At 67.5% G+C, this 21,313-nt stretch carries 19 protein-coding genes and 1 tRNA gene; 9 read left to right on the top strand and 11 right to left on the bottom strand.

What is annotated here, in order from left to right:
- Positions 1–15: 15 nt before the first annotated feature.
- A complete protein-coding gene (locus tag T8T21_RS05310; protein ID WP_322337084.1) occupies positions 16–864 on the top strand; it encodes a c-type cytochrome in 849 nt (282 codons plus the stop codon).
- Positions 865–910: 46 nt separating this feature from the next.
- Here T8T21_RS05310 and T8T21_RS05305 read toward each other — a convergent pair whose 3' ends face one another.
- Both T8T21_RS05305 and acnA read right to left on the bottom strand, forming a co-directional pair.
- The gene (locus tag T8T21_RS05305) at positions 911–1,243 is read right to left on the bottom strand and encodes a TM2 domain-containing protein (protein WP_322337083.1); all 333 of its coding nucleotides are present in this window, start codon (positions 1,241–1,243) and stop codon (positions 911–913) included.
- A gap of 155 nt (positions 1,244–1,398) precedes the next feature.
- Positions 1,399–4,179 carry an aconitate hydratase AcnA gene (gene acnA, locus T8T21_RS05300; RefSeq protein ID WP_322337082.1) on the bottom strand — a complete coding sequence of 927 codons (2,781 nt, stop codon included), beginning with the start codon at positions 4,177–4,179 and terminating at the stop codon, positions 1,399–1,401.
- A gap of 218 nt (positions 4,180–4,397) precedes the next feature.
- On the opposite strand from acnA, the gene T8T21_RS05295 reads away from it, so the two are divergent.
- A complete protein-coding gene (locus T8T21_RS05295; protein ID WP_322337081.1) occupies positions 4,398–5,093 on the top strand; it encodes a DUF1223 domain-containing protein in 696 nt (231 codons plus the stop codon).
- A gap of 9 nt (positions 5,094–5,102) precedes the next feature.
- On the opposite strand, the gene T8T21_RS05290 is transcribed toward T8T21_RS05295, so the two are convergent.
- The 3 genes from T8T21_RS05290 to T8T21_RS05280 all read right to left on the bottom strand — a co-directional run bounded on the left by T8T21_RS05290 (position 5,103) and on the right by T8T21_RS05280 (position 7,584).
- A complete protein-coding gene (locus T8T21_RS05290) occupies positions 5,103–6,005 on the bottom strand; it encodes a lysophospholipid acyltransferase family protein (RefSeq protein ID WP_322337080.1) in 903 nt (300 codons plus the stop codon).
- A 72-nt stretch (positions 6,006–6,077) separates the two neighbouring features.
- Positions 6,078–7,139: a FliG C-terminal domain-containing protein gene (locus T8T21_RS05285; RefSeq protein WP_322337079.1), complete on the bottom strand. Its 1,062-nt coding sequence runs from the start codon at positions 7,137–7,139 to the stop codon at positions 6,078–6,080.
- Positions 7,140–7,203: 64 nt separating this feature from the next.
- Entirely contained in the window at positions 7,204–7,584 is a 381-nt protein-coding gene (locus tag T8T21_RS05280; RefSeq protein ID WP_322337078.1) for an autoinducer binding domain-containing protein, read from the bottom strand.
- Between the two features lie 241 nt (positions 7,585–7,825).
- Between T8T21_RS05280 and T8T21_RS05275 the strand changes: the two genes are divergently transcribed.
- Positions 7,826–8,425 (top strand): helix-turn-helix transcriptional regulator, encoded by a 600-nt coding sequence (locus T8T21_RS05275; RefSeq protein WP_183469601.1) that lies wholly within the window; start codon positions 7,826–7,828, stop codon positions 8,423–8,425.
- Between the two features lie 33 nt (positions 8,426–8,458).
- Here the strand turns inward: T8T21_RS05275 and purB are convergent, their stop codons facing one another.
- From purB to T8T21_RS05255, 4 genes are all read right to left on the bottom strand, one after another.
- On the bottom strand, positions 8,459–9,760 hold the full coding sequence (gene purB / locus T8T21_RS05270; protein ID WP_322337077.1) for an adenylosuccinate lyase: 1,302 nt from the start codon (positions 9,758–9,760) through the stop codon (positions 8,459–8,461).
- Positions 9,761–9,878: 118 nt separating this feature from the next.
- Positions 9,879–10,736 carry a hypothetical protein gene (locus tag T8T21_RS05265; RefSeq protein WP_183469596.1) on the bottom strand — a complete coding sequence of 286 codons (858 nt, stop codon included), beginning with the start codon at positions 10,734–10,736 and terminating at the stop codon, positions 9,879–9,881.
- 256 nt (positions 10,737–10,992) lie between these two features.
- Positions 10,993–12,399, bottom strand: a complete 1,407-nt coding sequence (gene glnA / locus T8T21_RS05260) for a type I glutamate--ammonia ligase (protein WP_183469594.1) — start codon at positions 12,397–12,399, stop codon at positions 10,993–10,995.
- 62 nt (positions 12,400–12,461) lie between these two features.
- Positions 12,462–12,800, bottom strand: a complete 339-nt coding sequence (locus T8T21_RS05255) for a P-II family nitrogen regulator (RefSeq protein ID WP_021693083.1) — start codon at positions 12,798–12,800, stop codon at positions 12,462–12,464.
- A gap of 180 nt (positions 12,801–12,980) precedes the next feature.
- Here T8T21_RS05255 and T8T21_RS05250 point away from each other — a divergent pair, with 180 nt between their 5' ends.
- The 3 genes from T8T21_RS05250 to tig all read left to right on the top strand — a co-directional run bounded on the left by T8T21_RS05250 (position 12,981) and on the right by tig (position 16,035).
- Positions 12,981–14,495: an NAD(P)H-hydrate dehydratase gene (locus tag T8T21_RS05250; protein WP_322337076.1), complete on the top strand. Its 1,515-nt coding sequence runs from the start codon at positions 12,981–12,983 to the stop codon at positions 14,493–14,495.
- A gap of 100 nt (positions 14,496–14,595) precedes the next feature.
- Positions 14,596–14,680, top strand: a tRNA-Leu gene (locus tag T8T21_RS05245).
- Positions 14,681–14,706: 26 nt separating this feature from the next.
- Positions 14,707–16,035, top strand: a complete 1,329-nt coding sequence (gene tig / locus T8T21_RS05240; RefSeq protein ID WP_183469592.1) for a trigger factor — start codon at positions 14,707–14,709, stop codon at positions 16,033–16,035.
- Between the two features lie 85 nt (positions 16,036–16,120).
- Here the strand turns inward: tig and T8T21_RS05235 are convergent, their stop codons facing one another.
- Entirely contained in the window at positions 16,121–16,618 is a 498-nt protein-coding gene (locus T8T21_RS05235) for a lactoylglutathione lyase family protein (RefSeq protein ID WP_322337075.1), read from the bottom strand.
- 96 nt (positions 16,619–16,714) lie between these two features.
- Here T8T21_RS05235 and T8T21_RS05230 point away from each other — a divergent pair, with 96 nt between their 5' ends.
- Complete coding sequence (locus T8T21_RS05230) at positions 16,715–17,605, top strand: LysR family transcriptional regulator (protein WP_322337074.1); 891 nt, start codon at positions 16,715–16,717, stop codon at positions 17,603–17,605.
- A 76-nt stretch (positions 17,606–17,681) separates the two neighbouring features.
- Here the strand turns inward: T8T21_RS05230 and T8T21_RS05225 are convergent, their stop codons facing one another.
- Positions 17,682–18,254 (bottom strand): YcbK family protein, encoded by a 573-nt coding sequence (locus tag T8T21_RS05225; protein ID WP_407660114.1) that lies wholly within the window; start codon positions 18,252–18,254, stop codon positions 17,682–17,684.
- A gap of 312 nt (positions 18,255–18,566) precedes the next feature.
- On the opposite strand from T8T21_RS05225, the gene T8T21_RS05220 reads away from it, so the two are divergent.
- Both T8T21_RS05220 and T8T21_RS05215 read left to right on the top strand, forming a co-directional pair.
- A complete protein-coding gene (locus T8T21_RS05220) occupies positions 18,567–20,186 on the top strand; it encodes a L,D-transpeptidase family protein (protein ID WP_322337073.1) in 1,620 nt (539 codons plus the stop codon).
- Positions 20,187–20,216: 30 nt separating this feature from the next.
- Complete coding sequence (locus T8T21_RS05215; protein WP_322337072.1) at positions 20,217–21,287, top strand: UDP-3-O-(3-hydroxymyristoyl)glucosamine N-acyltransferase; 1,071 nt, start codon at positions 20,217–20,219, stop codon at positions 21,285–21,287.
- The last annotated feature ends 26 nt before the right edge of the window (positions 21,288–21,313 follow it).

The raw sequence follows: 21,313 nt of genomic DNA, 5'->3' as shown, positions 1-21,313 counted from the left end.
CATGGGGAGGTTTTCATGAAGTACATACCGTTATTGAGTACCGCACTGGCCCTGATCGCGGTCGGTGCAACCGCCGAGCCGTCGCTCGAGCGGGGCACCTATCTAGTCGAAGGGCCCGCCGCCTGCGGCAACTGCCACAGCCCGATGGGCCCGGAAGGGCCCGTGCCCGACATGCACCTGTCCGGGCGTCTGGTCGAGGAGACGCCCGACTTCACCGCCATCGCGCCCAACATCACCCCGGCGAGCCGGGTGGCGGAGTGGTCGGACGAGGAGCTGGCCCGCGCGATCCGCGAGGGCGTCCGGCCCGACGGCTCGGTCATCGGCCCGCCGATGCCGATCGCCCTCTATCGCGGCCTGTCGGATGACGACGTGATGAGCATGGTGCTCTATCTGCGTCAGGTCCCTCCGGTCGAGAACGATCCGGGCGAGAGCCGTTACGACATCCCGCTGCCGCCGAGCTATGGGCCGCCGGTGGAGAATGTCAGCGCGCCCGAGCGCGGGCCGACCGCCGAATACGGCGCCTATCTCGCCGGACCCGTCGCGCACTGCATCGAGTGCCACAGCCCGATGGGACCGCAGGGGCCGATGACCGACAGCCATACCGGGGCGGGCGGCTTCGAGTTCCACGGGCCCTGGGGGACGGTGATCGCGCCCAACATCACCTCCGGCGAGGACGGGATCGCGGAGTACAGCGACGACGAGCTTAGAGCGATGATCACCCAAGGGGTCCGACCAGATGGCGAGGCGATGTCGCCGCCGATGCCCTTTGGCAGCTACGCGAAGATGACCGAGGAGGATGTCTCGGCGATCATTGCCTATCTGCGGCAGCTGCCAGCTTTGCCAATGGGTGGCGGTCTCGAGTGATCGAACGGAACGAGAGCACCCGTTCCGTTCCGTTTGATTGCGCCTGTCAGGCGTTGGCTTCGGGCAGCATCGCTGTGCTCAGTCGCGAACGCAGGGCCGCGCTATCGCTGGCGACCATGCCGGGGATCAGGAACAGATCGACGAGCCACCAGATGCCCACGGCGAGTAGGAACAGATAGCCGATGATGAAGATTGCCGTGAGCCATCCGAGAACGAAGAGGAGCAGCATCGCAACACCACTTCCCGTACGGCCGAGATAGAAGCGATGAACACCCAGACCGCCCAGAAAGATGAGCAGCAGATAGGCCACGCCCACGCTTTTCGATTGGTTGGTGACCTGCTGCTCGAGGAGGATCTGTTGCTGTGTACTGAGTGCCATGTGTCGGTCCTGTTGGTGTTCACCGGTTCGTGATCCGGCTTTGCAACCATAGGAATTGATGGCGCAACCAGAAAGATAAATCTGGAGGATTGCATAGAAAAACCGCCCCGGATTGCGTCCGGGGCGGTTTCTGTATCAGCAGGGCGATCCGAGGATCAGGCGGCCGACTGGGCGAGGTTGCGCAGCACGTAGTGCAGCACGCCGCCGTTCTTGATGTAGTCGATCTCCACCGCCGTATCGATCCGGCAGCGCAGCGTGATCTCCTTGGTCGAGCCGTCGGCCATGGTGATCGTCGCCGTCACCTCCTGCAGCGGCTTCACGTCGCTGAGGCCCTTGATCGACACGCTCTCCTCGCCGGTGAGGCCCAGCGACTTGCGGGTGTCGCCGCCGGTGAACTCGAACGGGATCACGCCCATGCCGACCAGGTTCGAGCGGTGGATGCGCTCGAAGTTCTCGGCGATGACCGCCTTCACGCCCAGAAGCGCGGTGCCCTTCGCGGCCCAGTCGCGCGAGGAGCCCGCGCCGTACTGCTCGCCGCCGAAGATGACGAGCGGCTTGCCCTGCTCCTGCCAGGCCATGGCGGCGTCGTAGATCGCCATCTGGCTGCCGTCGGGGCCCTTGGTGTAGCCGCCCTCGACGCCGTCCAGCATCTCGTTGCGGATGCGGATGTTGGCGAAGGTGCCGCGCATCATCACCTCGTGGTTGCCGCGACGGCTACCATAAGAGTTGAACTCGCGTACCGGCACCTGCCGCTCGACCAGGTACTTGCCGGCCGGGGTGGTCTCCTTGAAGGAGCCGGCGGGCGAGATGTGGTCGGTGGTCACCATGTCGCCGAGGATAGCCAGAACGCGGGCATCCTCGATGTCGTGGATTTCGCCCGGCTCCTTGGACATGTTCTGGAAGTAGGGCGGGTTCTGGACATAGGTCGACTGCGGCGGCCAGTTGTAGGTCTCGCTGTCGACGGTCTCGACCGCCTGCCACTTCTCGTCGCCCTTGAAGACGTCGGCATACTTCGACTGGAACGCCTCGCGGGTGACGGTCTTCTCGACCAGCTCGGCGATTTCGGACTGCGACGGCCAGATATCCTTGAGATAGACGTCGTTGCCGTTCTTGTCCTGGCCCAGCGGCTCGCGGGTGATGTCGACATTCATGTCGCCGACCAGCGCATAGGCCACCACGAGCGGCGGCGAGGCGAGGTAGTTGGCGCGCACGTCCGGCGAGATCCGGCCCTCGAAGTTGCGGTTGCCCGAGAGCACCGAGGTCGCGATCAGATCGTTCTCGTTGATCGCCTTCGAGATGTCGGCTTCGAGCGGGCCCGAGTTGCCGATGCAGGTGGTGCAGCCGTAGCCCACGAGGTTGAAGCCGATCGCGTCGAGATCTTCCTGCAGGCCGGCCGCTTCGAGGTAGTGCGACACGACCTGCGATCCCGGCGCCAGCGAGGTCTTCACCCACGGCTTGCGGTTCAGGCCAAGCTCGCGCGCCTTGCGGGCGACGAGGCCGGCGCCGATCATCACGTAGGGGTTCGAGGTGTTGGTGCAGGACGTGATCGAGGCGATCACGATCGAACCGTCATGCATCTGGTAGTGGCCATCCTCGGTTTCCACGAAGCCGCGTTTGTGGTGGCCTTCGTCGCCGGGGATGTCGACCGGCTCGGGCTGGCCGCCTTCACCTTCCCAGCGGATCTCGGAATTGGCCGAGGTGTCCTCGCCCTTGCGCTGACCCTTCACGTATTCGCCGAAGGCGCGAGCCGCCTCGTCGAGCGCGATGTGGTCCTGCGGGCGCTTGGGGCCCGAGATGGCAGGAACGACGGTGCCCATGTCGAGCTCGAGCGTGTCGGTGTAGACCGGCTCGTAGCCGGGGTCGCGCCACAGGCCGTTTTCCTTGGCATAGGCTTCGACCAGAGCGATGCGGTCCTTGTCGCGGCCGGTCTGCTCCATGTAGCGCAGCGTCTCGGCGTCGATCGGGAAGAAGCCGCAGGTAGCGCCGTATTCGGGGGCCATGTTGCCGATCGTGGCGCGGTCGGCCAGCGGCACATTGTCGAGACCGTCGCCGTAGAACTCGACGAACTTGCCGACCACGCCCTTTTCACGGAGCATCTGCACGACGCGCAGCACGAGGTCGGTGGCGGTGGTGCCCTCGACCATCTTGCCGGTCAGCTTGAAGCCCACGACCTCGGGGATCAGCATCGAGATCGGCTGACCCAGCATCGCGGCCTCGGCCTCGATGCCGCCAACGCCCCAGCCGAGGACGGCCGCGCCGTTGACCATGGTGGTGTGGCTGTCGGTGCCGACGAGGGTGTCGGGGTAGGCGACTTCCTCACCGTTCTGATCCTTGTCGGTCCAGACCACCTGCGCGAGGTATTCGAGGTTCACCTGGTGGCAGATGCCGGTGCCCGGCGGCACAACCCGGAAGTTCTGGAACGCCTTCTGGCCCCACTTCAGGAACTGGTAACGCTCGATGTTGCGCTCGTATTCGCGGTCGACGTTCATCTGGAACGCGCGCGGGTTGCCGAACTCGTCGATCATCACCGAGTGGTCGATGACGAGATCGACCGGGTTCAGCGGGTTGATCAGCTGCGCGTCGCCGCCCAGCGCCTTGATGCCGTCGCGCATCGCCGCGAGGTCGACCACGGCGGGCACGCCGGTGAAGTCCTGCATCAGCACGCGGGCCGGGCGATAGGCGATCTCGCGGGGGTTCTTGCCGCCATTGGCACCCCATTCGGCGAAGGCCTTGATGTCGTCGGTGGAGACGGAGAAGCCGCCATCTTCGAAGCGCAGCAGGTTCTCCAGAACGACCTTGAGCGCGGCGGGCAGGCGACCGAAATCACCCAGACCGGCCTCGGTGGCGGCGGGAATCGAGTAATACGACAGGCTCTGCGACCCGACCGTGAGCTTCCGGCGGGTCTTGGCGCTGTCCTGGCCAACTTGAATCGGCATGAAGTGTCCCTTCTGGCTGCGAGCTGTGGGTCTGGCCCCGGTTCTGCCGCAAGGGCAGCAGGCGATCAAGGCCGTCGCCGCCTATGTATACAACGGCACACAAATGGCAAGTATCGCCGATGCGGTCCGGCCGCGCACGAGGCTCTCGCGGCGGCTTGATTGGCATTGCAGCCGCCGACGGCTTAGACCGGTAGGACGGAACGGCGGAGAGCGACGGAATGCGGAATTTCTGGGCAGCAATGGGCATGGCGGGTTGGCTTGCCATCGGTGCGGCCTCGGCCGAGTCGCCCGTGGTGGTCGAGCTGTTCACCTCGCAGGGCTGCTCCTCCTGCCCGCCAGCCGATCATATCCTGAGCGAACTGGCGCGCCGCGACGACGTGATCGCGCTGGGGCTGCATGTCGATTACTGGGACTATATCGGCTGGGCCGACAGTTTCGCGCAGCCGGGCTTCACCAAGCGGCAGAAGAGCTATGCCGCCGCGGCGGGCGAGCGCATGGTCTATACCCCGCAATTCGTCGTCGGCGGCGGCGAGCGCATCGTCGGTGCCAAGCCGATGGAAGTGATGCAGGCGGTGATGGATCTCTCCGAAGCGCCGCCCCGGATCGAGGTCGAGCTGGGCCGCGAGGCAGGGGCGCTGCTTGTCAGCGCTCGTCGGGCCACCGGCGATACCGCGCCGATCCTGGTCCAGCTGGTCCGCTACCGTCCCTCGTCCAGCGTCGTGATCGACAGCGGCGAGAATGCGGGCCATCAGCTCGATTATGCCAATGTCGTGACCTCCTGGACGCTTCTGGGACGCTGGACCGGCGCCGAGGATCTGGCGCTTTCGGCGCCGCTCGACGGCGATCTGCCCGGCGCGGTGATCCTGCAGGAGGAGGGCCCCGGCGCCATCCTCGCGGCAGCGCGGCTGCCCTGAGCCGCACGCCTAGCGCCGCTTGCGCGGCTCTTTCCAGCGATTGTGCACCCAGAACCATTGCCCCGGGTCGCGCGTGATGCGCGCCTCGAGACGGCGCGTGGCCTCGCGCATCATGTCGAGCGGCGCAGCGGCGGGAATCGGCGCCTCGACCGCGATCTCGAAGCTCAGCCCGTCCGGCTGACGAATGCCGAAATAGGGCACCAGCAGCGCGTCGAATCGCAGCGCCAGCTCGGCCGCGGTGAGCGCGGTGCGCGCCGGTCGGCCGAGGAACGGGATTTCGGCGCCGTTGCGGTCGTGCAGGTCGAACAGGATGGTCGCCATGCCGCCGGCCTTGAGGTGGCGCAGGAAACCGGTGAGGCCGCGCCGCCCCTTGGGAAAGACCGGCCCCGACACGCCCTGCATGGTGGCGGCGTAGTGGTCGTTGACGAAGCGGTTCGACATCTCGCGATAGAAGCCGCCGATCTCGTAACCCATGCGGGTGAGCACCCGCCGCGGCGCCTCGTGATTGCCGAAATGCCCGGTGACGAAGATCACCGGCCGCCCTTCCGCCCGCGCGGCGGCCAGGGCGTCGAGCCCGTCCCCCTGCTGCGGTTGGGGCGGCAGCCGTGCGGCGAAATCCGCGCCGGAATAGTTTTCGATCAGGGTCCGGCCGAGATTGTCGCAGACGGCGGTCGCGATCCGCTCCCTCTCGGCCGCGGGCAGGTCGGGCCGGATCAGCGCCAGATTGGCGCGCGCCCGGCGCCGGTAGCCGGCGAGGGGGCCGATCGCCCGCGCCGTGAGCGCGCCCATCGCCGCCACGCGCCGCTCATAGGGCAGCGCCAGCGCCGTGTTGATCGCACCGCGCAGGGCCAGATCGACGATCCTGTCTCCCGGTCCGCGCCCCGAGGGCCGTCGCGTTCCGTTCTGTGTCATCGCCTCACCGCCGTCTGCGCCCGGATGTGCCGGGGATAGGGCGGTGAGGGCGCGTTGCCAAGCGGGGCGGCGCTATTCCTCGCCGTCGTCCTCGGCCGTGACGAGAGTGATGTCGCCCTCGTCGGCGGCGGCGCGGATCGCGGCCACAACCTCGCTCATCGCGGTTTCGCCCTCGACTTTGCGGACCGTGCCGCGCTCCGCGATCTCGTCGCGCAGCCCCTGCGCCATCCGCTGAGAAATGTTGTCGAGCAGATGCGCCGCCGCCGCCGCGAAGCCTTCGCCGAGCGCCTGCGCCGCTGCCAGCGCGGTGATGAGCATCGGCTGATCGATCCGGCGCAGCACGGCGGGTGCGTCGCTGGCGGCGAGCCGGGCGGGGATGTCGGGGAAAGTGAAGATCGCCTTGCGGACATGCTGCGCGAAGTCGGGATCGTCGGCCTCCAACCCGTCGAGCACGGCGTCGCGGGTAGCGCTACCACTGGAGTTCAGGATTTCGCCCAGCCGGTTCGGGGCCGGATGCTCGAAGGCGTGGTTCACCGGGCGGCAGTGCTCGGCGGCGAGCGCGGCGCCGATCCGCTCGACCGCGTCGGGGCCGATGGTCGAGGTCTGCGACATCGCATGGGTGATCCGGCGGGCGCGCTCTCCCGGCAGCAGGCCGAGCAGTTCGGCCGCCTTGGCCACCGGCAGCTTGGACAGGGCGACGGCGGCGATCTCGGCGCATTCCCCGGTCATCAGCGGCACCAGCTCGGGGCAGGGCAGCGCGGTGAGCCGCGCCCAGCTGTCGTCGCCGCGGGGCGGGCCGGCCTCGGCCCGCAGCCGGGCCGCGGTGGCCGGGCTGATCCGCCCGTCGAGCGCCGCGAGCGCACCGTCCATGCCGCCCGGAACGGCGAGGCCCAGCCCCTCGATGCCGTCGGCGAACTCGGTCGCGACGGCCCTGAGCGTCGCCCGGTCCACCAGCCGCAGCGCGCCGAGCTCGCGCGTCAGGCTGACCTGCACCTCCTCCGGCAGCGCCGCGAGATCGAGGCTGCGCCCCTCGGAGATCATCAGCTGCACCACCATCGCGGCCTTGCGGCGGCGGCTGAGGGCGGGGTCGACCGGACGGGCGTCGGTGGCATCGATCGGTTGCGGTGCGGACAAGGGGCGGCCTCCTGCTCGGGTCTCGTCCGGCGCAGGTTAGACATTCAGGGTAAACAACCGGTGCCTAGCGCGTCCGAAGCGCCTCCACATGCGCCTGCAACTCCGCAATCTCCGCCGCCTCGAATGCCGACTCCTCGCGGGTCAACTCGTGCAACCGCTCGAACAGCTCGACCGCCTCCGAGATCTCTTTCTCCGTGAAAGGCCGGTCGGGCCGGGCGAACCCGGCGAGGCTCGGCACCGGGTCCTGCAGGGCGCAGCTGAAGCCGTATCTGAGGCCGTGATCCGCCGCCCGCGACATGACCCCGTCCGGATCCATGGCTTCGTCGATCCGGCTCCAATCGAGCACGCCGGGCCGTGACATGCCCCAACGCACGGTCGGGTCCTTCATCAGAAGGCCTTCGCGCCCGTAGAGGGTCAGCCATACCTCCGGATAGGTCACGAACATGATACGTGGCGTCGTGAAGCGGATATGGAGGCCAACCGCGTATCCCGTCGGTGCAATATGCTTGAGATGCGAGAGCGCCTGACTGATAATGACCGTATTGGGCAAGGTCATTTGTGTCGTCTACCTTCGTGTTCGCAATGCCGTGCCCCCGTGGACCTATGTCCCAAGGGAGGCGTGAAATCGTTACCGGCGCGACAGTCGAACGCATTCGTCCCGCCCCGGAACGCGCCGGCTTCGGCGGATGACGGGTCGTATCGACACCGACCTTCTGGAGCGCCTTTCGCCGGCCGGTCATTACATCGCGCTGCGGATCGGCTTCGCATTCCCGCTCGAAGAATACAATCATCTGCCGAAAAATTGGATCGACCTCTATACCGTGGAGCGAATGCTCCCGGACGATCCGGCGATGCGCTGGGGGCATGCGAACCGCGGCGTGACGCGCTGGAGCGCGCTCGAGGATCCGAAGGGTGTCTTCGCCGAGGCCTGGAAGCACGGGCTGCGCTACGGCGCGGTGGCGGCGCATGCCGATGAGGGAACGGGGCTGCGTTCGATCGGTCTGTTCGCGCGGGTCGATCGCGAGTTCAGCGACCGCGAACTTGGCCTCCTGCACGAGATCCTGGTGACGCTGCATGCCGGTGCTGCACCGCCGAGCAACCTCACGCAGGCCGAGATCGAGGTGCTGCGCATGGTCAAGGACGGCTATCGTCTCAAGCAGATCGCCCATGCGCTCGGCGTGACCGAAGGGGCGATCAAGCAGCGGCTGAAGAACGCCCGCACCAAGCTCGGCGCCAACACTGCGACCCAAGCGGCGACGCTGGCTTCCGGATTCGGCCTGATCTGAAGGGGGCGGCGGGCCGAAGCCCGCCGCGATGCCTCAGCCGAACACGCGCGCGAAGATCGTGTCGACATGCTTGGTGTGGTAGCCGAGGTCGAACTTCTCCTCGATCTGTTCGGGCGTGAGCGCCGCGGTCACGTCCGTGTCGGCGAGCAGCTCGGTCTTGAAGTCGGCGCCCTGCTCCCAGACCTTCATCGCGTTGCGCTGCACGAGCCGGTAGGCGTCCTCGCGGCTCACCCCGGCCTGGGTCAGCGCCAGCAGCACGCGCTGGCTCATCACCAGACCGCGGAACTTGTTCATGTTGTTGAGCATGGTCTCGGGGTAGATCACCAGCTTCTCGATCACGCCGGCGAGCCGGTTGAGCGCGAAGTCGAGCGTCACCGTGGTGTCGGGGCCGATCGCCCGCTCGACCGAGGAATGCGAGATGTCGCGCTCGTGCCAGAGCGTGACGTTCTCCATCGCCGGCACCACCGACATGCGCACCAGCCGGGCGAGGCCGGTCAGGTTCTCGGTCAGCACCGGGTTGCGCTTGTGCGGCATCGCCGAGGAGCCCTTCTGGCCCTTGGAGAAGAACTCCTCCGCCTCGAGCACCTCGGTACGCTGCATGTGACGGATCTCGGTGGCGATGTTCTCCATCGACGAGGCGATCACGCCCAGCGTGGCGAAGAACATGGCGTGACGGTCGCGCGGGATCACCTGGGTCGAGATCGGCTCGGGCTTGAGGCCCATCTTGGCGCAGACATGCTCCTCGACGCGCGGATCGACGTTGGCGAAGGTGCCAACCGCGCCCGAGATGGCGCCGGTGGCGATCTCGTCACGGGCGTTCCGGAGCCGGGCGAGACCGCGATCCATCTCGGCATAGAAACGGGCGAAGGTCAGGCCCATGGTGGTCGGCTCGGCATGGATGCCGTGGCTGCGGCCGATGCGGACCGTGTCCTTGTGCTCGATCGCGCGCGCCTTGAGCGCGGCCAGAACCCGCTCCATGTCGGCGATCAGCAGGTCGGCGGCGCGGGTGAGCTGCACGTTGAAGGTGGTGTCGAGCACGTCCGACGAGGTCATGCCCTGATGCACGAAGCGCGCCTGATCCGAACCCACATGCTCGGCCAGATGGGTGAGGAAGGCGATCACGTCGTGCTTGGTGACGGCCTCGATCTCGTCGATGCGGGCGACGTCGAACTCGACATCCTTGGCCTTCCACACCGCGTCGGCGTTCTCGCGCGGGATCACGCCCAGATCGGCCATCGCGTCGCCGGCATGGGCCTCGATCTCGTACCAGATGCGGAACTTGGTGGCGGGCTCCCAGATGGCGGTCATCTCGGGGCGGGAATAGCGGGGGATCATCGGCGCTCTCTCGTTCGGGGAGGGTTCGCCGGGGTCATAGGGGCTGGGCGGCGCCCGCACAAGGTCGCGGGATGACGCCGGGGCAGGGCGTGCCGATGCGGGCGGGCCGGAGGTGGCCTCAGAGCGGCGGGAAGGCCTGCGCCATGGCGGCCCCGTGCTGCAGCACCAGCGCCGCGAGAAGCCCGGTTGCCGCGGCGACGGCCGAGCGGTGGCGCAGCTTGGACAGCGCCAGCCCGAGCAGACTGCGCGGCTGTTCGGCGCGGGCCTCTTCCTCGCTCGGCTCGAGCGCCTCGCGGATCAGCCGCATCTCATGAATCATCGGGTGGGACGCGGCCGGCATGTCGTTGGCGGGCAGCGGTGCGACCGTCTTGCGGCGGACAGGCTTCGGCCGCTCGGTCTGATAGACCGGACGTTGGGGGCGGCGCGGCCGGCGCGGCCGGGAGGTCGGTACCTCGGGGGCGAGCTCGGAGACCTGCTCGGCGGTCTCCGCGTCGTAGCGGGCGAGCATGCGGTCGATCTCGGCCTCGCCGGCATGCGGACCGGCACGGGTCGGGTCGAGCCCGGGCAGCTGCTCGATCGCTTCGTCGATCATCTCGACGCTGGCGCTGCGGCTGCTGGTCTTCCACAGCATCCGGTCCGACTGGAAACGTGCGTTGATGCGGTCGGCGAGCAGGCGGGTGATCGTGCCCTGGTGGCTGGCGATGCCGATCTGGCAGTCACCGCTGTCATCGGCTCCGACCGCGATGGTCAGGCAGGCCGCGTAGCGGCCATGCAGGTCGGAGGTGTAGGCGAGGATGATCCGGGCGTTGTCGAGCTCGAACACCGCAGTGTCCTCGTGATCCCAGCGCAGCCCGCATTCGCGTGGCGGGCAGTCATGCAGCGCGGTGCGCAGGTCGTCGACGAGGGCGGGGAAGTCGAGATCGGGCCCGCTGCGGAACAGCAGCTGGGCGATCGTGCTGGTGATCGGATCTGACATGACCGGTCTCCGAATGGGCTGGCACGAAGGCCGCGTGAGGTGTTCCTTCATCCTTGATTAAGAAATGTGTTCGCGCTGAGCGCGAATGGGGGAATTAGCAAGGTCGCACATGGCGTTCCGCCCCGCGGGCGCCGCATTTTCGCCGCGTTGCGGCACCGCCCTTGGTTGTGCAAAGCGGTTCATTCGGATGTGACGCAACGAAAACGGGGCGCCGATGGGCGCCCCGCGTGACCGTGATCTGACCGATGACCGGGTCTCAGCAGCTGTAATACAGCTTGTATTCGACCGGGTGGGGGGTGTGCTCGTAGGCGTAGACCTCTTCCCACTTGAGCGCCATGTAGCCCTCGAGCTGGCTCTTGGTGAACACGTCGCCGGCGAGCAGGAACTCGTGATCGGCCTCGAGCGCCTCGAGCGCCTCGCGCAGCGAGCCGCAGACGGTCGGGATCTCGGCCAGCTCCTCGGGGGGCAGGTCGTAGAGATCCTTGTCCGAGGCCGAGCCCGGGTCGATCTTGTTCTTGATGCCGTCAAGGCCGGCCATCAGCAGCGCCGAGAAGGCGAGGTAGGGGTTGGCGGCCGGGTCCGGGAAACGGGCTTCGACGCGCTTGGCCTTCGGGCTTTCCGACCACGGGATCCGGACGCAGCCCGAGCGGTTGCGAGCCGAGTAGGCGCGCAGCACCGGGGCTTCGAAGCCCGGGATCAGGCGCTTGTAGCTGTTGGTGGTCGGGTTGGTGATCGCGTTGAGCGCCTTGGCGTGCTTCAGGATGCCGCCGATGAAGTAGAGCGCCTCCTGGGACAGGTCGGCATACTTGTCGCCGGCGAAGAGCGGCTTGCCGTCCTTCCAGATCGACATGTTGACGTGCATGCCCGAGCCGTTGTCGCCCGAGATCGGCTTCGGCATGAAGGTCGCCGACTTGCCGTAGGCCTGGGCCACGTTGTGGATCACGTACTTGTACTTCTGGATCTCGTCGGCCTGCTTGGTCAGCGTGCCGAAGATCAGGCCCAGCTCGTGCTGGCACGACGCCACCTCGTGGTGGTGCTTGTCGACCTTCATGCCCATGCGCTTCATGGTCGAGAGCATCTCGCCACGCATGTCCTGCGCGTCGTCGATCGGGTTGACCGGGAAGTAGCCGCCCTTGACGCCCGGACGGTGGCCGGTGTTGCCGACCTCGTACTCGGTGTCGGTGTTCCAGGCGCCGTCGATCGCGTCGACCGAGAAGGAGACCTTGTTCGAGGTCACGGCAAAGCGGACGTCGTCGAAGATGAAGAACTCGGCCTCGGGGCCCATATAGGCGGTGTCGCCGATGCCGGAGGACTTGAGGTAGGCCTCGGCCTTCAGCGCGGTGCCGCGCGGGTCGCGGTCATAGGGCTCGCCGGTGTCGGGCTCGACCACGGTGCAATGGATGCACAGCGTCTTCTCGGCGTAGAACGGGTCGACATAGGCGCTGTCATTGTCGGGCATCAGCTTCATGTCGGACTGGTCGATCGACTTCCAGCCGGCGATCGAGGAGCCGTCGAACATGAAGCCTTCCTCGAGGAAGTCCTCGTCGACGAGGTCGGCGACCACGGTGACGTGCTGCAGCTTGCCCTTGGGGTCGGTGAAGCGGATGTCGACGTATTCGACTTCCTCGTCCTTGATCATCTTCAGAAGCTTGGAGCTGTCCATCTGAATGCTTTCCTTGTTGGTTCGTGTTCGAATGAGGGGCCGGAGCCCCTGCGCCGCCGCGATCAGATCGCGTCGTCGCCGAATTCGCCGGTGCGGATGCGGATCGCCTGTTCGACCGGGCTGACGAAGATCTTGCCGTCGCCGATCTTGTCGGTCTTGGCAGCGTCGACGATGGCAGCGATGGCGCGCTCCACCTGGTCGTCCGGCAGGACCACCTCGATCTTCACCTTGGGCAGGAAGTCGACGACGTATTCGGCGCCGCGATAGAGCTCGGTATGGCCCTTCTGACGGCCAAAGCCCTTCACCTCGACCACCGAAAGGCCCTGGACGCCCGCTTCCTGCAGCGCTTCCTTCACCTCGTCGAGCTTGAAGGGCTTGATGATCGCCTCGATCTTCTTCATGTCGCGCGACTCCCTTGCATCCGCGTTCTGAGGGGTGAAACCATGCCGGTGATGCGACCTCAATCATCGGCTCCGGGGCGCCCCCGGGCGGCCACCGAAAAAAGCCGAGGCGTGATTAAAAATTGTGCATGATGGTGGTTATTGATGCAGTTTGGGAATTCTCGGCCGCTCCAGGATCAGATGGACGCCCGTTCCGTGGGCAGTCTCGACGGGGCGTGGCTGCTGAGTGCCGCCGAAATGCGCGCGGCCGAGGCCCGGGCCATCGCCGCCGGCACGCCCGGCGCGGTTCTGATGGAACGCGCGGCGGCCAGCGTCGTCGCGGCGATCGATGCGCAGTGGCCTGAACTGCAGCCCGGCGCCCGGATCTGCGTGCTGTGTGGCCCGGGCGGCAATGGCGGTGACGGCTACGCGGCGGCGCGGATGCTGGCGGCGCGTGGCATGCGGGTGGCGCTGCACGCTCTGGCCCCGGCGAGCCACCCTGACGCGGCGGGGCAGGCCACGCTGTGGCGGGAGATGGGAGAGATCGGTGGTTGGGACGGGGCGGCCAGCTCCGCTGCCAGCGCGGAGCTGGTGATCGACGCGCTGTTCGGGATCGGGCTGAGCCGCCCGCTCGGCGCCGAAATCGCGGCGCTGCGCGAGGTGAGGGCGTCGCGGCGACTGGCGATCGACCTGCCATCGGGGCTGTGTTCCGAGAGCGGCCGGCTGATCGGCGAGACCTGCCTTGACGCGGATCTCACGGTGACGTTCCACGCGCCCAAGCGCGGCCATGTGCTGGCCGAGGGACCGGCTCGCTGCGGGCGGCTCGATCTGCGCGACATCGGCCTCGATGCCGTGGGCGGGGAGATCGCCTTGACCGGCGTGCCGGCAGATCTCGCGAAGCGGGCGGGCCACAAATACGGCTACGGCCATGCGCTGGTGCTATCGGGCGGGGTCGGACGCGGCGGTGCGGCGCGCATGGCGGCGCGGGCGGCGCTCAGGATCGGGGCAGGGCTGGTGACGCTGGGCTGCCCGGCGGCCGCGCTGCAGGAAAACGCGGCCCGGCTCGACGCGATCATGCTGCGGTCTGTGCGCGACGAGGAGGCGCTGGCCGGGCTGCTCGAAGACGCCCGGCTCAATGCGCTGCTGCTCGGGCCGGGCCTCGGCACCGGGGCGCGCGAGCGCGCGTTGGTCGCGCAGGCGCTGTCGGCCGGGCGCGCCACCGTGCTCGATGCCGATGCGCTGACGCTGGTGGCGAATGACGACGGGCTGCGCGGCGCGTTGCATCCGGGCTGCCTGCTCACCCCGCATGAGGGCGAGTTCGCGCGGCTCTGCCCGGATCTCGCCGATCGGATGACCGGTCCGACCACCCGCGGCCCGGCCTTCTCGCGGCTCGACGCCGCGCGCGAGGCTGCCGCGCGGAGGGGCTGCACGCTGCTTCTCAAGGGGCCGGACACGGTGATCGCCGCCCCGGACGGCCGCGCTCGCGTCAATGCCAGCGTCTACGACCGGGCGGCACCGTGGCTTGCCACGGCGGGGGCGGGCGACGTGCTCGCGGGGATCGCGGCGGGGCTGATGGCGCGCGGGCGCGACGGTTTCGACGCGGCCTCTACGGCGGCTTGGCTCCATAGTGCCGCAGCGCGGCGTTTCGGGCCGGGGCTCATCGCCGAGGATCTCCCTGAGCAGCTGCCCGGCCTGCTGCGCGAATTGGGTCTCTAGCCCCGCCGCAAGGTCGTCGCTTTTTCCCGTGGCGCGCGGCTTCGGGCTTTGCTAGACAGCGCCGAGATTTCGGGGGCCGTTCCGCCCCCAACAGAGACATGCGGGTGTGGCGGAACTGGTAGACGCACCAGATTTAGGTTCTGGCGCCGCAAGGCGTGGGGGTTCGAGTCCCTTCACCCGCACCATGAGACACGAAGGAAAAGGACGACAGATGCAGGTCACCGAGACCCTCAACGACGGCCTCAAGCGCGGCTACAAGATCACGCTGCCCGCCGCCGAACTGGACGCCAAGGTGCAGGAAAAGCTGGTCGAGGCGCAGCCCGAGGTCGCCATGAAGGGCTTCCGCAAGGGCAAGGTGCCGCTGTCGCTGCTCAAGAAGCAGTTCGGCCCGCGCGTGCTGGGCGAAGCCATGCAGGAAAGCATCGACGGCGCGCTGTCGAACCACCTCGAGGAAAGCGGCGATCGCCCGGCGATGCAGCCCGAGGTGAAGATGGCCAATGACGATTGGAAGGAAGGCGACGACGTCGAAGTCACCGTCTCCTACGAGAAGCTGCCCGAGATCCCCGAGACCGACTTCTCGGACATCTCGATCGAGCGTCTGAAGGTTTCGGCCGACGACGCCGCGATCGACGAGGCGCTGGGCAACCTTGCCGAGACCGCGCAGAATTTCGAAGACAAGGACGGCGCCGCCGAAGAGGGCGACCAGGTCGTCATCGACTTCGTGGGCAAGATCGACGGCGAGGCCTTTGAAGGCGGCGCCGCCGAGGACTACCCGCTGGTGCTCGGCTCCAACTCCTTCATCCCCGGCTTCGAGGATGGCCTGAAGGGCGTGAAGGCCGGCGACGACAAGAACGTCGAGGTCAACTTCCCCGAGGACTACCAGGCCAAGAACCTCGCCGGCAAAGCCGCCGTGTTCGAGTGCAAGGTCAAGGCGGTGAAGGCCCCGCAGAAGGCCGAGATCGACGACGAGCTGGCGAAGAAGTTCGGCGCCGAGGATCTCGCCTCCCTGAAGGCGCAGATCGCCGAGCGTCTCGAGGCCGAGTATTCCGGTGCCTCGCGCGCGGTCGCCAAGCGCAAGCTGCTCGACATTCTCGATGAGAAGGTGTCCTTCGACCTGCCGCCGAGCCTCGTCGAGGCCGAGGCGAACCAGATCGCGCACCAGCTCTACCACGAGGAGCATCCCGAGGATCACGGCCACGACCACGGCAAGATCGAGCCGACCGAGGAGCACGTGAAGCTCGCTGAGCGTCGCGTGAAGCTGGGCCTCCTGCTGGCCGAGATCGGCCAGAAGGCTGACGTCAAGGTCACCGACCAGGAGCTGACCCAGGCGATCCTCAATCAGGCGCGTCAGTATCGCGGCCAAGAGCGTCAGTTCTTCGAGTTCGTCCAGCAGAACCCGCAGATGCGCCAGCAGATCCAGGCCCCGATCTTCGAAGACAAGGTCATCGACCACATCTTCGAGCAGGCCAAGGTCGAAGAGAAGGAGGTCTCCAAGGAAGATCTCCAGAAGGCCGTCGAGGCGCTCGACGACGAGGCCTGAGCCTCTCTCGCTTCCTAACGTACAAGGGCCGCCCTTCGGGGCGGCCCTTGTCGTTTCGGGGACTGTTCTGGGAGAGCTGCGGGGCTCAGTCGTAGGCGCCGGCCGAATAGGTCAGCTCGTAGCCGTGGCTGTAGACCTCGAAGACGATGCCGAACGGGTCCTCGACATAGCACATGCGGTACGGCTTCTCGCCGGGGAAGTACTCGCGGATCGGCATCCGCTGCTTGCCGCCCGCGGCGACGATCCGCGCGACCAGCCCTTCGATGTCCGGGTCCTGGACCGCGAAGTGGAAGGTGCCGTGCCGGCGGAAATCGAGATTGTCCTCGGGCGGGCGGTTGCCGTCCATCTCGAACAGTTCGATCCCGATCCGGTCCGCCGTAGCCAGATGCGCGATCTGCAGCCGCTTCCAGCCGGGCCCGAATACGTCGGTGCACATGCGGCCTATGTCGCTGTCGTCCTCGATCACCTCGGTCGGCGTCATGATGACGTAAAGCCCGAGGACGTCGCGGTAGAAGGTTACGGCGGCGTCGAGATCGGGAACCGACAGGCCGATATGCGAAAAGCTTCTGGGATAGGGGGTCATGGGTCTCTCCATCGCTGACAGAGGAGAGCTATGCTTGCGCGATCCGAACGTGAAATTATCATGTGGCATGATTTTGATAACGGTTCGTGATTTCTTATGCTGAATGCCCTGTGGCTCGAAAGCTTCGCCACGCTGGTCGAGACCGGGCATTTCACCCGTGCGGCCGAGCGGCTGAACATGACCCAGCCCGGCGTGTCCCAGCATCTGCGCAAGCTCGAGACACAGGTCGGGCGACCGCTGCTGAGCCGGCAGGGCAAGGGATTCATGCTTACCCCGGCGGGGGAGGCCGTCCTCGCACTGGCCCGGAACCGGCGCGACGAGGAGCGAAGGCTGCGCGAGGCGATCCGCTCCGACGATCCCGAGGCCGGAGAAGTCTCGGTCGCATGTTCGGGAAGCTTTGCCATGGCCCTGCAGCCCGCCTTCTGGCCGGTGCTGCGCGAGGCGCCCAGACTCAGGTTGCGGCTCGAGGCCGTGCCGCAGCGTGGGGTGATAGACGGGGTGGCCGAAGGGCGCTTCGACCTCGGGGTCGTGGATCACGCCCCGTCGGATCCCCGCCTCGCGGCGGAGCAGATCGGCCGCGAGGCGCTGTGCCTGCTGTTGCCGACCGGAATGGAGGATACGCGCTTTGCCGAGCTGGAGGCGCTGGGGTTCATCGCGCATCCCGATGGCTGGCTCTATGCCGAGGAGCTGTTCGCCCTCAACTTTCCGGGCGAGTTCCGCGGTGCCGAACATCTCGCCGTGCGGGCCTTCGTCAACCAGATCGGCCAGATTCCGGCGCCGGTGGCGGATGGTGTCGGCTATACGGTGCTGCCGCGCAGCGGCTTCGAGGCGTTCGCCGATCGCGATCGCCTGAAGGTGGCGGAGCTGGCGCATCCGCGGCATCGCGATCTGTACCTGTTGCAACGGCGGGGTCGCGAGATGCCGGCCCGGGCCGTCCGCATCGCCGCGCTGATGACGAAGGTGGCGGCGCGGCTCGCCGAAAGCTGAGCCCCAAGAGAAAAGGGCGCCCCTTGCGGGAGCGCCCTCTCGACCTGTGCAGCAGGTCCAGTCTTTTGGTTTTGGCTCAGCTGCCCCAGCTGCGGACCGGGCCGCAATCCATGTGGACGAAGTTCGAGCCGGAATAGGTGCCGACACCGCCCGCGTTGCAGGCCTTGGCGGCGCGGGCCATCTGGCCCACCGAGCGCGAGGCGAGCCGGAGGTCGGCGGCCTGGCCCTTGAGGTGCAGGGAATTCTTGGCGACGCCGGAGGAACGGCTGCGCAGCATCGCGTTGGTCGCCGGCGAGCGGTAGCCCGACAGCAGCATGAAGGGTTCGTTGACTTCGAGCAGGGCGTGGCTGGCGGCCATGATGTCGACGGTGCGGGTGTCGATGTCCATCATCTGGTTGTTGCGCCAGTCGCGCATGAAGACGTTGATCTCGCGGATCGCCTCGGCAATGTACTGCCCCTCGATCCAGTAGATCGTGTCGATCTTCTCGCCGGTCCTTTCGGAGTACATGGAAAGCCTGCGCACGTCGCCCGCGCGCCGAAGGAATCCTGCTGCATTCGAGTAGGTGGGTGCTGCGGTGACTGCCGTGGCCGCGAACGCGCCAAGGAGACCGCGGCGGGTCATGCCCGCCGTGCGAAGAGTGTTCATCATGTGAGCGCCTGTCCCGTCGCTTACCTGTGGGCCCGCAGTTTCACGGGCGTTTTTTGCCATCCATCCCCAGATGCAGACCCTCTATCGCATGGGAGGACGACTCGACCAAGGGTGGTTATCCGATAACAGGGTGAAGAAAGGCCAAATCGGCGGGAACTTGCGCAACGCGCCCGCATTGGGTCTCTGGAGCGACCCGATTGCTGCGCATTTGCCACGTTGCGCGTCAGTGGGAAACGAGCCGATGGCCGGGCCGCGTGGCCGGGCCTATGTCCTGATCGAGATCCCCGAGGTCCGTTTCGAAGCCGGTGCCGCATGTCTGTTGTCCCCATCCCCTCCCTCCTTCCCAAGCTGCGCCGTCTGTGTCTTCCGGCCGGGCTGATCGCCGCGCTGGCGATGCCGGTCGCGGGTCAGGCGCAGGTCAGCCCCTTCCGTCAGGCCCTCGCCGAAACAGTGGCCGGGCAGTCGGAGCTGGCCGCAGGCTACCGCGCGCATGGCTTCGCGGGCATCTGGACCGGCACCGACGCGGCTGCGGTGGCGCGGCGCAACGCGCTTCTCTCGGCGCTGGCCGGGGCGGATGCGCATGGCCTGCCGCGGTCGCGCTACGACCCCGAGGGGCTGATGGCCCGGATGCGGGATGCACAGACCGTGCAGGAGCGGGCCGAGATGGACGTGGCGCTGACGCGGGCCTTCCTGCGCTATGCCCGCGACGTGCAGACCGGCATGCTCGAGCCTGGCCGGGTCGTGCCATTGATCCGACGCGAGGTGCCGCTGCGCGATCCGGCCAAGACGCTGGTCGCGTTTCTCGACGCGGACCCGGTCGTCTTCCTGCGCGATCTCGCCCCGTCGAACCCCGAATATGGCCGGCTGATGCGGGCCCGGGCCGAGCTGCAGCATGCGCTCGATACCGGTGGCTGGGGGCCGCGGCTTCCGGAGACGAAGATTTCCCAGGGCGATAGCGGCCCGGCCGTCGTGGCGCTGCGCGACCGGCTGATCGCGATGGGCTATCTCGCCCCGACCACCGTCGCGGTGATGGACGAGGCGATGGTCGCGGCCGTGCGCGACTTCCAGGCGCGGCACGGCCTCGCGGTGGATGGCGTGGTCGGCCCCGGCACGCGGGCGGAGCTGAATCGCCCGGTGGAGGAGCGGCTGCAATCGGTGCTGGTCGCGATGGAGCGCGAGCGCTGGACCAATATGGAGCGTGGCCGTCGGCACGTGCTGGTCAACCTGACGGATTTCAGCGCCACCATCGTCGACGACGAGGTCGAGACCTTCCGGACCCGCTCGGTCATCGGCGCCGAGATGCCGGACCGGCAGACGCCCGAATTCTCGGATGTCATGGAGCACATGGTCATCAATCCGAGCTGGTACGTGCCGCGCTCGATCGTGGTGAACGAGTACCTGCCGCAGCTCAAGCGCAACCGTAATGCCGCCAGCCAGATCCTGATCACCGACCGATCCGGCCGCGAGATCAGCCGCAACGCCATCGATTTCTCGCGCTACGACGCGCGCAGCTTCCCATTCTCGATGCGCCAGCCGCCGTCGAACTCGAACGCGCTCGGGCTGGTGAAATTCATGTTCCCGAACCGCTGGAACATCTACCTGCACGACACCCCGGCCAAGTCGCTGTTCGGCCGTGAGGTGCGCGCCTTCAGCCATGGCTGCGTCCGACTCAACGACCCGTTCGAGTTCGCGCATGCGCTGCTGGCGGCGCAGGAGGATGATCCCGAAGGGTTTTTCCGCGCGCGGCTGAATTCCGGCCGTGAGACGCGCGTCTCGCTCGAGACGCCGGTGCCGGTGCATCTGATCTACCGAACCGCGTTCACCGACCCCGAGGGTCGGCTGGAGTTTCGCCGTGACGTCTATGGCCGCGACGCGGCGATCTGGGCGGCCCTGGCGCGCGAGGGGGTGGCGATCCTCGGCCCGGCGAGCTAGATCGCAGCCCCGAAGCCAAGGGGACCGCGCATGAATTACACGTTGCAACAGATCGCCGAGGCGCTTGGCGCCGAATGGAAGGGCGATGGCAGCCTGCGCATCACCGGCGCGGCCGAGCCGGGCATGGCGGGCGCCGACGATCTCGCCCTTGCGATGTCGCCGCGCTACGCGGAGGCGCTGCAGCAGGGGAGCGCGCGGGCGGCGCTGGTCTGGCCCGATGCCGACTGGCAGGCGATGGGTCTGGCGGGCGCAGTGATCGCACCGCGTGGCCGTCTCGCCATGGCGCGGCTGACCCAGCTCCTCGACCCCATGCCTGCGGAGCCTGGCATCCACCCCTCGGCCGTCATCGATCCTTCGGCCGAGATCGGCGCCGATGTTCATGTCGGTCCGCTCGCCGTGATCGGCGCGGGCGCGGTGATCGGCGCCGGCAGCCGGATCGAGGCGCAGGCGTCGATCGGGCCGGGCGTGCGGCTCGGTGAGGGCGCGCTGATCCATTCCGGGGCGCGGCTGGGTCGCAACGTCGTCGCGGGCGCGCGCCTGATCGTCCAGCCCAACGCGGTGATCGGCGGCGATGGCTTCTCCTTCGTCACCGAGGCCGAGAGCCACGTCGAGAGCGCGCGGGCCGAGCTGGGGCAGGGCAGCGTCAGCGCGGATGCCGACCCGACCTGGCACCGGATCCACAGCCTTGGCGCGGTGTCGCTCGGGGACGATGTCGAGATCGGCGCCTGCGCCACGATCGACGCCGGGACGATCCGCCCGACGCGGATCGGCAATGGCAGCAAGATCGACAACCTCGTGCAGGTCGGCCACAACTGCGTCATCGGCGATCACTGCCTGCTTTGCGGCCATGTCGGCCTCGCCGGTTCGGTGACGATCGGCGATCGCTCGGTTCTGGGCGGCAAGGTCGGGGTGTCCGACAACCTCGTCATCGGTGCCGACGTCGTGCTGACCGGCGGTTCGATCGTGCTGTCGAACGTACCGGCAGGGCGGGTGATGATGGGCTATCCGGCGACCAAGATCGACACCCAGGTCGAGAGCTACAAGGCCCTGCGCCGGCTGCCGCGGCTGATGCGTGACCTTGCGGCATCCCGCAAGGGCTGAAAGCGGCCATTCATGGTTCCAATGCG

The organism is Limimaricola variabilis (assembly GCF_034371605.1).
Taxonomy (GTDB): Bacteria; Pseudomonadota; Alphaproteobacteria; order Rhodobacterales; family Rhodobacteraceae; genus Limimaricola; species Limimaricola variabilis.
This window is presented reverse-complemented; position numbering and strand designations above follow the sequence as displayed.